This window comes from Endozoicomonas sp. ALD040, from assembly GCF_049275945.1.
Taxonomy (GTDB): Bacteria; Pseudomonadota; Gammaproteobacteria; order Pseudomonadales; family Endozoicomonadaceae; genus Endozoicomonas_A.
Genome location: NZ_CP184829.1, coordinates 3,615,559 through 3,633,266, shown reverse-complemented (window position 1 = coordinate 3,633,266; position 17,708 = coordinate 3,615,559). Strand labels below are relative to the sequence as shown.

The window sequence follows — 17,708 nt, the reverse complement described above, 5'->3', positions numbered from 1 at the left end:
AGAAGGCAGGCACAGAATTATTAAACACTCAATCTTTGCAGCGCTGCTATTGCTGTTACTGTCATTGTTTGTCATCTGTCAGGCCAGATCGTTGACAAGACATTTTATTATCGAGCTTGAACAGAACACAGATTTTCCAAACCAGAACTTCTCTATAAAGCCTGTCCGGCAAACATCGTCGGGCAACCCGTCAGACATTGCCGACACATACGGCTATGCAGACCCTGTTTTGCCATCAGATGACAAACGACACAGACCTGACAGTTACGGGATGAGAATGCCACTCATTGAGTCGACTTCGTGGCAATGGCTCTACGCCACGAAGTTGCTGGCTGCTTACGAAATGATTCTGACTAGCAAAGACGCTCCTCAGTACTCCACTCCTTATTCATGGCTACCTGCAGGAGCAGTTGTCGCTGCTGCCTGGCTTTTAAAAAGCTATTGGAACTCTGATTCACTGCTGTTTAAGCCAATTAAACAAAAACAGGCGAGTCAAAATCACAGACTTGCGATCATCACTATGATGTCCGGTTCTGAACACAACCCATCACAATATCAGCGCTCACAATCATCCGGCCAACAAACCACAGAAGCCGCCAGCCAGCTCACAGGAGCTTATAATAATCCCCTGCATTCTGACTCTGGCGACGGTAACGAAGACTCTCAACCACATCGACATACTTTGGGGTTAAATTGTTTCGTCAATTCCTGTCATGGCACTTGTCGACTCCGACACTCATCCGATAGCAGAGAGTCCGCTGAATGGCCGCCAAAGCCGGAAGAAAGCCTACCTATAGACGAGGTAGCTTATATAAATGACTTTGCCGGGTCATTCAGAAATGATTTGACATACCCGGGGAGCATGCCCTGGAACACCAGTGATTTTGGCGACATTAATGCACTGTTCGACCCACAATATCTTCTCGAAGAAGAAGGGATTTTCGTTAAACTTAATCATTCAGAAGCACAACCAACAACCATTGAATCATACCCACTTGATCTGAACCAACATACTCTTTGCGAGACTCCTTTTATCGAGACAGCCACAGCACAAGTCACAACCAACAGCGAGCAAAAAGTCTGTGAAACAATAGTAATCAGAGAAGATGGTCAGCCGCAGCCCTGCGGGGCAGTCTGCAAGAATAGTTATGTCCTGTCGAACCACCGTAGAAGAATCCACAGCGGTCAAAAAGTCTGTCACGTCACAGTGATCGGCGAAGATGGTCAGCAACAGCCATGCGGGACAGTCTGCAAGAATGCCCAAGCCCTGACGGACCACAAAAGAAAAAGTCACACCGGGCAACAAAGCTGCCAGATAACTGTGGTCGGGGAAAATGGTCGGCAACAGCCATGCGGGAAGGTCTGCAGCAGTACCAGAGCGCTATCGGATCACAAAAGAAATGCCCACACCGAAAAAAAAACCTGCGACCAGCCAGTCTATATGGAGGATGGTCAGCCTCAGCTATGCGGAAAGGTCTGCAAGAGTGCCGTTATGCTGTCGGACCACAAAAGAAGAAAGCACACTGGGCAACAAACCTGTACCGTGACCGTAGTCGGAGAAGATGGTCAACAGCGGCCGTGCGGGAGGATCTTCAAGAATCTTGCGGTTCTGAGCAATCACAAAAGAGGCCTCCACTCCGGTCCAAAAACCTGTGAAGAGACCATTATCGGAGAGGATGGTCAGTCGCAGCCTTGCGGGAAAGGCTGCAAGAATCTTCAAGCCCTGACATCTCACAGAAGCAGATACCACAGCGGCCAACAAACCTGTACCGCAACTCTGGTCAGCGAAGATAATCAACTGCGACCATGCGGATTGGTCTTTAGCAGTGTCAGAACCTTGTCGGACCACAAAAAAAAAGTTCACAGCGGGCAAAAAACCTGTAGCCTGACCCTGGTCGGGGAGGATGGTATGCTGCGGTCGTGCGGAACAGTCTACAATAGCTATCAAGCCCTGTCATATCACAAAAGCAGTTACCACAATGGGCAACACACCTGTAGTGTGATCGCGTTCGATGGAGATGATCAGCTGCGGCAATGCGGTAAGACCTTCAATAGTTCTCGAAATCTGGCGCAACACAGAAGAAAAGTCCACAGCGAACAAAAAACCTGTGGCATGGCCATAATCAGAGACAATGGCCTGCACCGGACATGCGGCAAGACCTTCAATAATGCTCAAGCCCTGACGAATCACAAAAGAAAAATCCACAGCGGACAAAAAACCTGTCGCGTGACCGTAATCGGAGAAGATGGCCAGCAACGACCATGCGGGAAAACCTGCAGGAGTGTCCAAGACCTTTCGGATCACAGAAGAAGAGACCACACAGGGCAAAAAACCTGTGACCTGACCGTTGTCGGGGAAGATGGTCGGCAATGGCGATGCGGAAAGGTCTGCAAGAATGCGGTAGCCCTGATCGGTCACAGAAGAATAAACCACAGCGGAAAACAAACCTGTAACCTAACTGTTATCGGGGTGGATGGTCAGCAGCGGCGATGCGGGACAACCTGCAACAATGCTGCAATTCTTTCCTATCACAAAAGCAATCTCCACAGCGGGCCAAAAACCTGTGACGTAACCGTGATCAGGGAAGATGGTCAGCAGCGACAATGCGGAAAAATCTTCAAGAATGCCAGAGTCCTTTACAATCACAGAAGAACACATCGAAAACGCAAGGCCGTCGATGTTGAACCAGACGATGGTATCACTCCTTGAACGGACAACCGCCCTTCAATGAGCAAAACATAAAAACACACTTATTTTCTTGATCTATCCTTCCTCTCTTTAAACCAAAAGGCAGAGATAGAATTATTAAACATTCTCTCTTGGCAACACTGCTGTTGCTGTCGTTGTCTGTCATTTCCCAGGCCAAAACGTTGACAAGACACCTTATTGTCGAGCTTGAACAAAATGCAGATTTTCCAAACCTGAACTTTTCTATAAGCCCAGACTGGCCTGCATCGTCGAGCAAACCATCAGACATTGCCGACACAAACAGCTACCCTGAACACGATTTGCCATTGGATGACAAACGACATAGACCAGACAGTTACGAGGTAAAAACGACCCTCATTGAGTCAATTTCGTGGCAATGGCTTTATACGACAAATCTACTGGTTACTCACGAAGTGATCCTCACCACCAGAGACATACAACAAAGTTCAAGCCATTATTCATGGCTGCCATTTGAAGTGGTTATCGCTGTTGGTTGGCTTTTAAAAAACTATTGGAATCCGGATTCACTGCTGTTCAACCCGACAGAACAACAAGATGTGAGTCAAAATCATCCCTTTGCGATCACCACCATGATGACTGCCTCTGAACATAACCCACCACAATATCAGCCAACAGAATCACCCGTCCGGCAAGCTCCAGGAGCCAACAGCCAACTTTCAGGCTCTTTCATCAACCCCGTGCATTCTGACTCTGGAGACGGTAAAGAAGATCCTCAACCACATCGACATACTTTGGATTTAAATTGTTTCGTCTATCCGTGTCACGGCATTTGTAGATTCCGGTCATCATCCGATAATGCACATTCAATAAGTGCAGAGGCCAACTGTACTGAGTCTGCCCGGAAACTGAATGATGATCTGACAATGCCCGGGCATTCGCCTGTCAAGTCTGACGATTGGGTCATAATTAATTGGCTGATCAATCTGGGTAATCATGGCCTTGTCGAAGCACCCGGTAAGGTTGTATTAACGAGATCAAATCCTGAAACCTCTAAAACGGACGAAGTTAAATGGTCAGGGGCTTCACCTTCGGGCTACCTTCCTTTTGGTGGGGCTTGCCATTATGAAAAAGCCAGCTCGAATCAAGAAAGAGAAGACTGCACCGGGCAAATAACCTGTGACGAGACAGTGATCCTGGAAGATGGCCAGCAACGATTATGTTGGAAGCTCTGCAAGAATGCTCGGACTCTGGCGGATCACAAAAGCAGAAACCATACTGGTCAAAAAACCTGTGACGTGTCTGTGGTCGACAAGGATAACAAGCAGCGGAAATGCGGATTGATCTGCAAGAGTGTTCAAGGCCTCGCATATCACAAAAGGAGAGACCACACCGGACAAAAAACTTGTGATATGACCGTGATCGCGGAGGATGGACAGTTGCGGCCATGCGGGATGGTTTTGAAGAATGCTCCACTTCTGTCAGCTCACAAAAACGGATATCACACGAGACAAAAAGTCTGTGCCGAAACAGTGGTCTCGCAGGATGGCGAGCAGCGGCCATGCGGGAAGCTCTGCAAGAATACTAAAGCCCTGGCGGAACACAAAAGAAGAGAACACAGTGGAAAAAAAACCTGTTATATAACCGTGGTCGGGAAGGATGGTCAACAACGTCAATGCGGGAAAATCTGCAAAAATGCTGCCGCTATGTCGACTCACAAAAGCAGTATCCACAGCGGGCAAAAAACCTGTTACGAGACTCTGATCGGGAAAGGTGGCCAGCAGCGGCAATGTGGGAAAGTCTTTAGTAATGCCGGAGGCCTTTATGAACACAAAAGAGTACATCGAAAACGCAAGCCTGTTAATCTGGACCAGAACGATGATCTCAGCCCTTGAACTGAAATAATACCCGCTCTCAGATGTGGTGATCTATCCTTCCTCTGCGTAAACCAGAAAGCAAGTATTGATTATTAAACATTACCTCTTTGTAGCATTGCTGTTACTGTCATTGTCTGTCATCTGTCATGCAAAAACGTTGACACGACTTTTTATTGTCGAGTTTGAGCAGAATACAGACTTTCCAAACCAGAACTTTTTTGTAAAACCTGACCAGCTTACATTGTCGGGAAACCCATCAGACATTGCCGACAAAAACGGCTATGCGAAACCTCATTTCCCATCGGATAAAAAACGACACAGACCTTTCAGTTACGGGTTTAAAACATCCCTCATTGGGTCGATTTCGTGGCAATGGCTTTACGCCAAAAATCTGCTGGTTGCTTTCGAACTGATTCTGACTACCAGAGAGCCCCCTCTATCCTGTTTATGGGTACCTGTAGAAGCTGTTATCGCTGCCGGTTGGCTTTTAAAAAGCTATTGGAACCCCGAATCACCCATGTTTGAGCCGATTGAACGACAAGAGACGAGTCAAAGTGACCCGTTTATGATCACCACTATGATGCCTGGCCCTGGACAACATACAACACACTATCAGTCATCAGAATTATCTGGCCAGCAGGCAGCAAATGCTATCACCCAACGAACAGGCTCTTTCACCAGCCCGCTGCATTCTGGCTCTGCTGACGGTAACGAAGACCCTAAGCCAAACCGACATACTTTGGGTTTAAATTGTTTCGTCTATCCCTGTCATGGCATTTGTCGACTCCGACCATCGTCTGAAAATGCCTATCCACCGAGTGCAGAGGCCAGTTATACTGATCCTGCCCAGCCACTCAATCATTATGTGTCAATGCATGGGCATTTAACCGAAGACAGTGACGATTTGGTCATAATCAATGGGTTACTCAATCTGGGTAGTCATAGCCTTGTGGAAAAAACCGGGATTGCCTCTGCCCTTTCCCACTTCACAGCATCAAACCATAACACCTTTCAAACGGGCACAACTGAATGGACAGGGGCTTCACCTTCGGGCTGCCTTCCTTTCGGGGGGGCGACCCATTACCGACAAGTCAGGTCGACTAAGGAAAAAAGAAACCATACCGTGAAACGAACCTGTCTCGTGAGAGTACTCGGGGTGGATGGTCAGCAACGGCCATGCGGGATGGTCTGCAAAAATTCTCAGGCTCTGGCGAGTCACAAAAGAAGAAACCACACTGGAGAACAAATCTGTGATTTGATCGTGGACGGGAAGGATGGCCAGTCACTGCCATGCGGGACTGTCTGCAAGAATGCTCAAACTCTGTTGGGTCACAAAAGGAGAAACCACACCGGGCAACAAATCTGTGACGTAATCGAGATCGGAGAAGGTGGCCTCAAGCGGCCATGCGGGACACCCTGCAAGAGTACCAAAGCACTGTCGGATCACAAAAAAAGAGACCACACCGGGCAACAAACCTGTGTCGTGACCGTGGTCGGGGAGGATGGTCGTCAGCGGCCATGCGGAAAGATCTGCAAAAATGCTCAATCTTTATGCACCCACAAAAGTCAATACCACAGCGGGCAGCAGATCTGTGACTTCATCCTGGTCGGGGAAGATGGCCAGCAACGACTATGCGGGAAGGTCTGCAGGCACTCTCGAAACCTGACTGACCATAAAAAAAGGAACCACAGTCGGCAACAAACCTGTGAATTTAAAGTGCTTGGAAAAGATCGCCAGCTGCGGCCATGCGGGGTAATCTGCAAGAACGCTGCAGTTCTCTCGACTCATAAAAGCAGTATTCACAGCGGGCAAAGAATCTGTGGCCTGACCGTGTTCGGGGAGGATGGTCAGGAGCGGCTATGCGGGACAACCTGCAGGAATTCTGCGTCTCTCTGGAATCACAAAAGCACTATCCACGGCGGACAAAAAATCTGTAACCTGACCATGGTCGGAGAGGATGGTCAGCAGCGTCGATGCGGGAGAACCTACAAGAATGCCGGCGCTCTTTCGAGTCACAAAAGCATTGCCCACAGTGGGAAAAAAACCTGTAGCATGACCGTGGTCGGGCATGATGGTCATCAGCAACAATGCGCAAAAATCTTCAAAAATGCTAAAGCCCTGTCTAAGCACAAAAGATTGCATCGAAAACACAAGCCTCTTGAAGCCGACCAGGATTAACAGAAGCTCTTTGATAGAAAGGCACACTTATTTTCTTGATCTATCCTTCCTCACTGTATATCAGAATCCAAGGATAGAATTATTAAACACTTATTCTTTGCAACAACGCTGTTGATGCTTTCGTTTTCTGTCTTCTGTCAGACTGAACCGTTGAAAAGTGGATTTATTGTCGAGCTTGAACAGAATGAAAGTTTTCCAAAAAAGCGCTTTTCTATAATTCAGTCGATCTCGTGGCAGTGGATTTACACCACTAATCTGATGACTGCGTACGAACTGATCCTCACCACCAAAGAAGTGTCTCCAGACAGCAGCCCTCATTCATGGCCACCCGTCGAAGTGGTTTTCACTGTCGGTTGGCTTCTAAAAAGCTATTGGAAACCGGTCTCAGCGTTGTTTAACCCAATTGAACTACAAGCGCCATCTATCTTGCCACAGGAGGATCAGCCGTTTGCGATTATCATTACCCTGTTCGGCTCTGGACATGACCAACAACAGGTCCAGCCTTCAGAATCATCCGTTCAGCAAGCCCCAAAAGCTACCATCCAGAATACAGGCTATTTCACTCATCGCCCCTACTCTGACTCTGACGACGGTGACGGAAACCCACCACAGTATTCACACACTATGGGTTTAAATTGTTTCGTCCATCCCTGTCACGGTGTTTGTCGATTCCAACCATCATCCGAAAGCAGAGAAGCTGCTGAATGGCTGCTGAATTTAAAAGAAAGTTCGAAAGGCTGCACAAAAATGACATTCGGGCAAAGCCCGCGCCCTTATGGCATTAATGACAAAACGACAAATAACTGTAACCCGAAACAATCAGGGCATGCAGAAGCAGCACATGCGGACCCTGCCGACTCAGTCAATCATGATGTGCCAATGCACAGGCATTTACCTCTCACAGCTGAAGATTGGGTGATAGTCAATGGATTACTCAATCTTGGTTGTCACAGTTTTCGCGTAAAAACAGGAATTTCCTTTATGCGTGACCATTTCAACCCCCCAATGGAGACTTCAGAAACACAACAAACAACAGAGGGATCAACCCATTTCAGTCATAAGCCACTTCATTTTTCCCAGAAAGACACAGTGCAAGCCAAAAACAACATAAGGCAAAAAATCTGTAAAGCAACGGTGGTCGGGAAGAATGGCCAGCAGCGATTGTGCGGAAAGGTCTGCTGGAGTGCCGCAGCTTTATCGGTTCACAAAAGCACTTACCACAGTGGGGAAAAAATCTGCCTTAAGACCGTGATCGGAGAGGATGGTCAGCTACGACAATGCGGCAAGGTCTGCAAGCATAATAATGCCTTATCAGATCACAGGAGAAGAGACCACACCGGTCAAAAAACCTGTGAAGTCACCGTGATTGGGGAAGATGGCCAGCAGCAGCCATGTGGAAAAGTCTGCAAAAATGCTCAAGCCCTGACGGATCACAAAAGCGGGTACCACTCCGGACAAAGAACCTGCAACGCTACCATGGTTGGGGAGGATGGCCAGCCTAAGCTATGCGGGAAGATCCTCAAGAATACTATTGCCCTGATGCATCATAAAGAACACTTTCACAGCAGAAAAAAAACCTGTGACGTAACCGTGATCGGTGAGGATGGCCTGCTTCGGCCATGCGGAATGGTCCTCACTAATGCTCGATACCTGAAGAATCACAAAAAAAGGGTCCACACCGGACGACAAACCTGCGACGAACCCTTGATCGGAGAGGATGGTCAGCAGCGACCATGCGGAAAAGCCTGCAAGAATGTTGAAGCCTTGCGACTGCACAAAAGAAAACATCGAAAACGCAAGCCTGTTGATACGAATCTGGATTAACAAGAGCTCTTTAGCAGAAAAACAAACTTATTTTCTTGATCTATCCTTCCTCTTTGTAAACCAGAATCCAAGGATAGAATTATTAAATACTCACTCTTCTCGACACCGTTGTTTCTACTATCTATTTCCGTCGCCTGTCAGGCCGAGCCGTTGACAAGCCGTTTTATTGTCGAGTTTGAACAGAATGGAGGTTTTCCAGACCAGAGCTTTTCTATAACGCCTTACACCCCTTCAGATATTCCTGACACAAACAGCTACACAGGATCAGCTTCGCTGCCTGATGGAAAACGACACAGATCAGGCTTTTACGGGGTAAAGCCAAACCCCATTGAGTCTATTTCGTGGCAATGGGTTTACACCACTAACCTGCTGATTGCTTACGAATTGATCCTCACCACTAGAGGCACTCCTCTGAGAGCTAACCCCTATTCATGGCTACCTGTAGAAGCCGCTTTCGCTGTCGGTTTGCTTTTAAAAAACTACTGGAACCCCAACTCACCGTTATTTAACCCGATTGAGCAACAGACGGCATCTATGTTGAGACAGTGGGATCAGCCGTTTGCGAGTATGATTACAATGTTTGGCTCTGGACATAACCAACAACAAGGCCAGCCTTTAGAATCATCCAGCCAGCAAGCCTCACAGGCCGCCACTCAGCCTGAGCGCTATTTCATTAATCACCTGTATTCTGACTCTGGCGAAGGTAAAAGAAACCCTCAGCAAGACTCTCACACTTTAGGTCTGAATTGCTTCGTAAATTCCTGTCGTGGCATTTGTCAATTCCGACCATCAGCGAGCAGCAGAAGGCCTGCTGAATCACCACTGAATGTCGAAAAAAGCTCAACAGGTCCTACAGGAGCAATACCCGGACAAAGCTCATGTCCTCCTTTGATAATTAAACACGGTCTCAGTTGCACAGGCTACTATGATTCTGTAAACACTACAGACTCACAAAAAAAACCGCCTGTAAAAGTATTCAATGATCGCTTTTCCTTTCAATTCCAATGCACTCCTGGTGAAACCTTTCTGCCTCAGACGCATCAAGCTCAGCCCCATGACGTTAATGACAACCTGACAAACAGCTGCAACCATACCCTCTCGATGAATGCAGGGAAAGCACAGTCTAACTCTGGCCAGCCACTCCATGATAATGCGCCAAGGCATAAGTATTTGTCTGTCACTGATGATGATTTGGTTATAGTCAATGGTTTACTCAATCTGCGTGATCATAGTCTTCTCAAAAAAATCAGGAATTCCTATGTCCGCAAACCTTTCAGACTTCCAGCGGGGGCGTCAAAAACACAACAAATAACAGGATCACCCCAATTGGGTCATAACCCACTTCATCTTTCCCGGACAGGCAGAGAACAAGCCACAAACCTCAGCGGGCAGAAAATTTGTAACGCAACAGTGGTCACAAAGAATGGCCTGCAGCAACCATGCTGTAAGGTTTGCATGAATACTACTGCCCTTTCGATTCACAAAAGCAAATACCACACCGGGCAAAAAACCTGTATCGAGACCGTAATCGGAGTGGATGGTCAACTGCAGCCATGCGGAAGAGTCTGCAAGCATGCTAATGCTCTTTCAGATCACAAAAGAAGAGAGCACACTAAGCAAAGAACCTGCGGTGTGGTAGTGGCTGGAGAAGATGGCCAACCGCAGTTATGCGGGAAGGTCTTCAAAAATACTTATGCCCTGACGCATCACAAAAGAACTCTCCACAGCGGGCAAAAGACCTGTCCCGTGCCAGTGACTGGAGAAGATGGCCAGCCGCGACCATGCGGGAAAATCTTCAAGAACGCTGAATCTCTGTCATCTCATAAATGCAAATACCACACCGGGCAAAAGACCTGTGACGTGACTGTGCGCGGGAAGGATAACCAACAGCAGCCGTGCGGATCCGTTTTTAACAGTTTTCAAGCCCTGTTGGATCACAGAAGAAAGAACCACAGTAGCAAAAAAATCTGTGAGGAAACCATAATCGGGAGGGATGGCAAGCGACAGAAATGCTGGACGATCTGCCAGAATGCTAAAGCCTTCTCGGATCATAAAAGAAAACATCGAAAACGCAAACCTGTTGATGCGGATCAGAATTAATTTTCTATAAAGCGAAACCTGAGCGTATTGTCAGATATCTCCACAGTCATTACCGATACCAAAGACTATTCAGAACCCGATTTGCCATCGGATAAGAAACGACATAGACATCAAAGACATAGGGTAAAAACGATCAACATTAAGTCGATTTCCTGGCAATGGCTTTATGCGACGAATCTGCTGGTTGCTTATGAAGTGATCCTGATCACCAGAACACCCTCTCTGAGTGCAGACACTTATTCACAGATACCTGAAGAAGCAAACTTATCTTCATAACCTATCCTTCCTCTCTGTATAGCAGAGTACAAGGATAGAGTTATTAAACACTCACTTTTTGCAGCATCACTATTGCTGCTCGTTTCATTTCCTGTCGTCTGTCAGGCTGAAGAGTCAACAAGGTGCTTTGTTGTCGAGCTTGGGCAGAATGCAACTTTTCCAAACCGAAGCTTTTCTATAAAGTGTGCAAGACAGGCAGTGTCAGAAAAACCATCAAACGTTGTCGACACAAGCGACAATGCAGGATCAGATTTGCCGCCTAATGGCAAACGACAGAAACCTGGCAATTACGGAGTCAAAACAACTTTTCCTGAATCGATCTCGTGGCAATGGCTCCACACTGCCAAGCTGCTTGTTGCCTACGAACTGATCTTCACCACCAAGGGTCCCGCCCTCGGTGCCATGACTTCTTCATGGCTGCTCATAGAAGTGGTTGTTGCTGTTGCCTGGCTTCTAAAAAACTATTGGCGCCTCGATTCATCGATGTTTAACCTCATTGAACAACAGGCGAGTCAGAGACATTCGTGCGCCGCCATCACTGTGGTGTTTGGCTCTGGAGATGACCAACAACAATACCAGCCATCAGAATCTTCCTGCCAGAAAGCTCAAAAGACAACTACCCACTATAGAGGCTCTTCCGCTGCTGGCCACCTGAACAATGATAATGAAGACGGTGACGAAGGTCTTCAGCCAAACCTGCATACTTTGGGTTTAAATTGTTTCGTCTCTACCTGTCGCGGCATTTGTCGATTCAGATCATCATTCGATAGCAGAGAGTCAAATGAATGGCCGCTCAATTCCATAGAAAGTTGGATAAACCACAGAAGGGCAGCCCCCTTTCTGGGCGCGTGCCATCATTTGGCCAATGGACACTGTTTCAGTTGCTTAGGTCGATTTAATCCTGAAGACACTGAAGATTTTCAACAAAACTCATCTTTCGAAGATTTGAATGGTATCCTTGATACTCAACTCTTATGCAATTTTGGCCAACCGCTTCATTCACTGTCATACCAGCCACAGACTCGTGACATTGATGGCAACCCAATCAACAGCTGCAACTATGCAGATTGGGTCGACTCAGACGGGGTCGCCTCAGACGGGGTCGCCTCAGACGGGGTCGCCTCAGACGGGGTCGCATGCACAATAAGTTCAGAGGCAGCCGATGCAACTGAACCTGCCAGACAAGCAATCTGTAACCTGACAGTGATCGGAAAAAATGGTCAACAGCTGTCATGCGGGAAGGTTTACCGGAATGCTAAAGCCCTGATTAATCACAAAAAAAACACCCACACCGGGCGAAGAAACTGTTACCTGACGGTGGTTGGGAAGGATGGTCAGCAACAACCATGCGGGAGAGCCTTCAAAAATACTCAATCTCTGTGGTCTCACAAAAGCAGGGTCCACAACAGACAACAAACCTGTAAGGTGACCGTGGTCGGGAAGAATGGCAAGCCGCAACCGTGCGGAAAGGTCTGCAGTAATAATCGTGCCCTCAGGGATCACAAAAGAACTGCTCACACCGGTCAACAAACCTGTAACCTGGATGTCATCGGAAAGAATGGCCAGCGGCAGACATGTGGAAAAGTCTGCAAGAATGCTCAAGCCCTGGCGGTTCATAAAAGCTGCTACCACAGCGGGCAAAAAACCTGTCACCTGCTTGTAATCGGGAAGGATGGTCTGCAACGTCCATGTGGAAGTATCTGCAAGAATGCCAAAGCCCTGCAGATTCACAAATGCAAGTATCACACCGGGCAAAAAACCTGTAACTTGATCATAGTCGGGGAGAATGACCAACAGCGGTCATGTGGAACCATCTGCAAGGATTCTCAAGCCCTGTTTCATCACAAGAAAAGACATCACACAGGGCAACAAACCTGTCAAAAGACTGTGTTCGGGGAAGATGGCCAGCCGCAGCAATGTGGGAAAATCTGCAAGAATGCTCTGGCTCTGCTTAATCACAAAAACAAAGTCCACAGCGGGCAAAAAACCTGTAACGAAACAGTGTTTACGGAGAATGGTCAGCAGCAGCCATGCGGAGTGGTCTGCCCCAATACCAGAGCCATAGAGAATCACAAAAGGCAATACCACAGCATACAAAAAACCTGTAGCGAAACCTTGGTCGGGGAGGATGGTCAGCCGCGACCATGCGGAAAGATCTGCATGAATGACGTGGCCCTGACGAATCACAAAAGAAGAAAGCACACCGGGCAACAAACCTGTGACGTGACCGTTCCCGGACAGAATGGTCGGCTGCGGCCATGCGGGGCAATCTTCAAAAATGCCGGATCCCTGGCGTCTCACAAAAACAGCGTCCACTCCGCTCAAAAGACCTGTCGCTTGACATTGGTCACAGAGAATGGCCAGCCGCAGTCCTGCGGGAAGGTCTGCAAGACTGCTAAAGCCGTGTCGGTTCATAAAAGAACACACAGAAAACGCAAACCAACTGAAGGAGTACAGGACGATGCCCCGGCCCTCAAAAGGTAAATATATCAATCTGAGATCAGCACTTTTATTCAGTTTTGCCATTAAGCCGTTGGTTTATTGCAGAAGATCTGCGATTGAAAAACATGCTTATTTCATGATCTATCCTTTCCCATCTGTAACCCGCAAAGCAAGGATAGAATTATTAAACATTCACCCTTTGCAGCACCGCTGTTCTTACTATTGTTGTTTTCTGTCGTCTGTAAAGCCGAACCTTTGACAGGACGTTTTATTGTCGCGCTTGAGGAGAATACAGGTTCTCAAAATCAGATCTTTTCTGTAAAGCCTGACCAGCTCAGGTTACCGGGCCCGTCAGAGTTGATTTCGTGGCCAGGGCTTTATGCCACGAACCTTCTGATTGCTTATGAACTGATCCTGACCACCAGGGCCACCACTGCGGGTGAAACCCCTTATTCATCGCTACCTGCCGAAGGAGCTATCGCTGTCGGTTGGCATTTAAAAAACTATTGGAACCCGGACTCATGGCTGTTTAACCCGATTAAGCTACAAGAGATAAATCAGGATTACCCGTTTGTCATCACCACTATGATGCACGGCTCGGGACATGACCAGCAACAACGTCAGCCAACAGAATCATCCCGCCATCAAGCCCCAAAAGCCACCAACCGTCCTTCAGGCTATGTCACCAGACTACAGGATTCTGAATCTGGCGACGGTAACGGAGACCCAGAACAACACTCACACACTTTGGGCTTAAATTGTTTCGTCTATCCCTGTCATGGCGCCTGTAGATTACGATCATCATCCGATTCATCCGATAGCAAAACGTCGGATCGTGAGGCAGTCCACACGAGAGAAATGGCCGAACAAAGCTCATGCCCCCATTTGGTCAATAGACACTGCTATCGTTGCCGGTTAGTGATCGGGGCCCCTTCAGAGTCAGTGGGTGCTGGTACAGCCAATAAAACTCAGCTCAACGTGACAAACTGTAACGTTATAGAGATCGATGAAAATGGCCAGCTGCGCCAGTGTGGGAAGCTCTACAAGGATGTCCGAACACTGTCGACTCACAGAAGAAGATACCACACCGGACAACAGGCCTGTGAAACGACTGTGGTCGGGCAGAATGGCCAGCCGCAGCCATGCGGGGCAGTCTGCAAGAATGCTGGAGCCCTGATGGTTCACAAAAGCAGCGTCCACACTGGACAACAAACCTGTTACTTAACATTGGTCGGGGAGGATGGCAAGCTGCGCCAATGCGGAAAGCTCTGCAAGAATAGCGGAGCCCTGTCGACTCACAAAAGAAGACATCATAGCGGGCAACAAACCTGCGACATAACATTGGTTGGAGAGGATGGCCAGCAGCTCCCATGCGGAGTGGTCTGCCGCAATGCTCACATCCTGACGTTTCACAAAAGAAGATACCACTCCGGACAAAAAGTCTGCGATGTAAGAGTGGTCACAGGGGATGGCCAACAGCGGTCATGTGGGACGGTCTGCAAGAGTGCTCATGACCTCTCGATGCACAAAAGATGTACTCACACCGGTCAACAAGTCTGCGATGCAACTGTGGTCACAGAGGATGGCCAGCAGCAGCCATGCGAAAAGGTCTGCAAGAATGCTAAAACCTTGTCAGAGCACAAAAGCAATTACCACACCGGGCAGAAAACCTGTGACGTATACATTGAAGGGGAGGATGGCCAGCAGCAGCCATGCGGAAAGGTCTTCAAGAGCGCTCGAGCCCTCTCGTCGCACAAAAGCAGATTCCACACAAGTCAAAAAACGTGTGACGCGACAGTGGTCGGGGAGGGTGGTCAGCAGCAGCCATGCAAGAGGGTCTGCAAGAGCGCTCCAGCCCTGTCGGATCACAAAAGAAGACATCATAGCGGGCAACAAACCTGCGACATAACATTGGTTGGGGAGGATGGCCAGCATCGGACATGCAGGAAGGTCTGCAAGAATGCCAAGGCTATGGATAATCACAAAAGAATACACAGAAAACGCAAACCAGCTGCAGGAGAACAGGACGATGCCCCAGCCCTCAAAAGGTAAAGTGAATAAATAACAATCTGAGATCAGCACTTTTATTCAGTTTTGCCAGTAAATCTCTGGTTTATTGCAGAAGATCTTCAATTGCAAAAAATGCTCATTTCATGATCTATCCTTTCCCATCTGTAACCCGCAAAGCAAGGATAGAATGATTAAATATTCACCCTTTGCAGCACCGCTGTTCTTACTATTGTTGTTTGCTGCAGTGTGTATGGCCGAACCTTTGACAGGACGTTTTATTGTCGCGTTTGAGGAGAATACAGGTTCTCAAAAGCAGATCTTTTCTGTAAAGCCTGACCAGCTGAGGTTACTGGGCCCGTCAGAGTTGATTTCGTGGCCAGGGCTTTATGCCACGAACCTTCTGATTGTTTATGAACTGATCCTGACTGCCGGGGCCACCACTATAATGCACGGCTCGGGACATGAGCAGCAACAACGTCAGCCAACAGAATCATCCCGCCATCAAGTCCCAAAAACCACCACCCGTGCTACAGGCTTCGTCTCCAGTCTCCTGAATTCTGAATCTGCTGACGGTAACGGAGACCCACAACAACACACACATACTTTGGGCTTAAATTGTTTCGTCTATCCCTGTCATGGCGCCTGTAGATTAAGATCAGATAAAACCCGGCCCACCGGGCAAGTAATCTGTAACCTGATAGAAGTCGATGAAGATGGCCAGCTGCGCCAATGTGGGAAGTTCTACAAGAATGCCAAGGCCCTCTGGACTCACAAAAAAAGATACCACACCGAACAACAAAGCTGTGACGCGACTGTGACCGGGCAGAATGAGCAACCGCAGCCTTGCCGGGTGGTCTGCAAGAATGCTGGAGCCCTGGCGTCTCACAAAAGCAGCTTCCACACTGGACAAAAAACCTGTCAATTAACATCGGTCGGCACTGATGGCCAGCAGCTGCCATGCGAGAAAGTCTGCAAGACTGCTAAAGCCCTGACGGATCACAGAATAAGACACCACTCCGGGCAAAAAACCTGTAACCTGACGTTGGTCAGGAAGGATGGTCAGCAGCGGACATGCGGAATGGTCTGCAAGAGTAATAAAGCCTTCTCGGATCACAAAAGAAGATACCACACCGGACAACAAACCTGTGAAGTAACCGTGATTGGGCAGGATGGTCAGCCCCAGCCATGCAGGAAAGTCTGCAAGAATGCTATAGCCCTTTCGACTCACAAGAGAAGATACCACAGCAGGCAAAAAACCTGTGACTCAATGATGTTCCGGGAGGATGGCCAACAGCGGCCATGTGGAACCATCTGCAAAAATGCTCAGGCCCGGGTGCATCGCAGGGGCAGAGACCTCAACGGGCAACAAACCTGTCAAATGACTGTGATCGGGAAGGATGGCCAGCAGCGGACATGCGGAAAGGTCTGCAAAAACGCTCAAACCTTCTCAGAGCACAAAAGCAATTACCATACCGGACAAAAAACCTGTGACCTAACCGTGATTGGGGAGGATGGCCAGCAGCGGCCATGCGGGATAATCTGCAAGAATGCTAAATCCTTGTCGGATCACAAAAGAAGATGCCACACCGGGCAACAAACCTGTGACGCGACCCTGGTCGGTCAGGATGGCCAACCGCGATCGTGCGGAACGGTCTGCCAAAATGCCAGAGCCTTTTCGGATCACAAAAGAAGATACCACACCGAACAACAAAACTGTGACGCCACTGTGATCGGGCAGAATGGCCAGCCACAGCCTTGCGGGGCAGTCTGCAAGAATGCGGTAGCCCTAACAAGCCACAAAAGCAGCTTCCACACTGGACAACGAACCTGTCACTTAACATGGGTCGGGGAGAATGGCCAACAGCGGCCATGCGGATTGGTTTGCATTAATGCCAGAGCCCTGGCTAACCACAAAAGAACGCATCGTAAGCGCAAGTCTGTTTATGTGGATCAGGATGATGATCCTCAGCCCTCGAAAAAGTAAAGCAAGAAAGCAATGATCTCTAACAGAAACTATAAATCTTCCTTAACGCTCAAGCATTGTGGTTTCACAAAAAAAAAGACCACACCGGGGAACAAACCTGTAACTCGATGGTGGTCACGAAGGATGGCCAGCGGCGACGATGCGGGAAGGTCTACCGGAATCTTAAATCCCTGTCTGAGCACAAAAGTAGATATCATCGAAAACGCAAGCCTGTTGATCTGGAGCAGCACGATGACCACAGCCCTTCAAAAGGTAAAGTAAGTAACGATATTTAACAGGAGACTTTTGACAGAAAAACACGCTTATTTTTTTGATCTATCCTTCCTCTCTGTAGACCGGAACTCAAGG

At 48.2% G+C, this 17,708-nt stretch carries 10 protein-coding genes; all 10 read left to right on the top strand.

Annotated features, from left to right (window positions below; all coding sequences use genetic code 11):
- Positions 1–49 precede the first annotated feature (49 nt).
- Entirely contained in the window at positions 50–2,710 is a 2,661-nt protein-coding gene (locus ACOJUN_RS13310) for a C2H2-type zinc finger protein (protein ID WP_422132426.1), read from the top strand.
- Positions 2,711–2,820: 110 nt separating this feature from the next.
- The gene (locus tag ACOJUN_RS13305) at positions 2,821–4,563 is read left to right on the top strand and encodes a hypothetical protein (RefSeq protein ID WP_422132424.1); all 1,743 of its coding nucleotides are present in this window, start codon (positions 2,821–2,823) and stop codon (positions 4,561–4,563) included.
- A 67-nt stretch (positions 4,564–4,630) separates the two neighbouring features.
- Positions 4,631–6,724 (top strand): hypothetical protein, encoded by a 2,094-nt coding sequence (locus ACOJUN_RS13300; protein ID WP_422132423.1) that lies wholly within the window; start codon positions 4,631–4,633, stop codon positions 6,722–6,724.
- A 150-nt stretch (positions 6,725–6,874) separates the two neighbouring features.
- Entirely contained in the window at positions 6,875–8,548 is a 1,674-nt protein-coding gene (locus tag ACOJUN_RS13295) for a hypothetical protein (RefSeq protein WP_422132422.1), read from the top strand.
- A gap of 150 nt (positions 8,549–8,698) precedes the next feature.
- Positions 8,699–10,648 (top strand): hypothetical protein, encoded by a 1,950-nt coding sequence (locus ACOJUN_RS13290; RefSeq protein ID WP_422132421.1) that lies wholly within the window; start codon positions 8,699–8,701, stop codon positions 10,646–10,648.
- A gap of 27 nt (positions 10,649–10,675) precedes the next feature.
- Entirely contained in the window at positions 10,676–10,924 is a 249-nt protein-coding gene (locus ACOJUN_RS13285; protein WP_422132420.1) for a hypothetical protein, read from the top strand.
- 72 nt (positions 10,925–10,996) lie between these two features.
- Positions 10,997–13,408: a hypothetical protein gene (locus ACOJUN_RS13280; protein ID WP_422132419.1), complete on the top strand. Its 2,412-nt coding sequence runs from the start codon at positions 10,997–10,999 to the stop codon at positions 13,406–13,408.
- A gap of 213 nt (positions 13,409–13,621) precedes the next feature.
- Positions 13,622–15,418, top strand: a complete 1,797-nt coding sequence (locus ACOJUN_RS13275) for a hypothetical protein (RefSeq protein WP_422132418.1) — start codon at positions 13,622–13,624, stop codon at positions 15,416–15,418.
- Between the two features lie 145 nt (positions 15,419–15,563).
- Positions 15,564–17,360, top strand: a complete 1,797-nt coding sequence (locus ACOJUN_RS13270) for a hypothetical protein (protein ID WP_422132417.1) — start codon at positions 15,564–15,566, stop codon at positions 17,358–17,360.
- 56 nt (positions 17,361–17,416) lie between these two features.
- Positions 17,417–17,635, top strand: a complete 219-nt coding sequence (locus ACOJUN_RS13265; RefSeq protein WP_422132416.1) for a hypothetical protein — start codon at positions 17,417–17,419, stop codon at positions 17,633–17,635.
- Positions 17,636–17,708 lie beyond the last annotated feature (73 nt).

Coding starts and splice junctions, on each gene's coding strand:
- ACOJUN_RS13270 (WP_422132417.1), top strand. CDS start 15,564: ATGATTAAATATTCACCCTTTGCAGCACCGCTGTTCTTACTATTGTTG.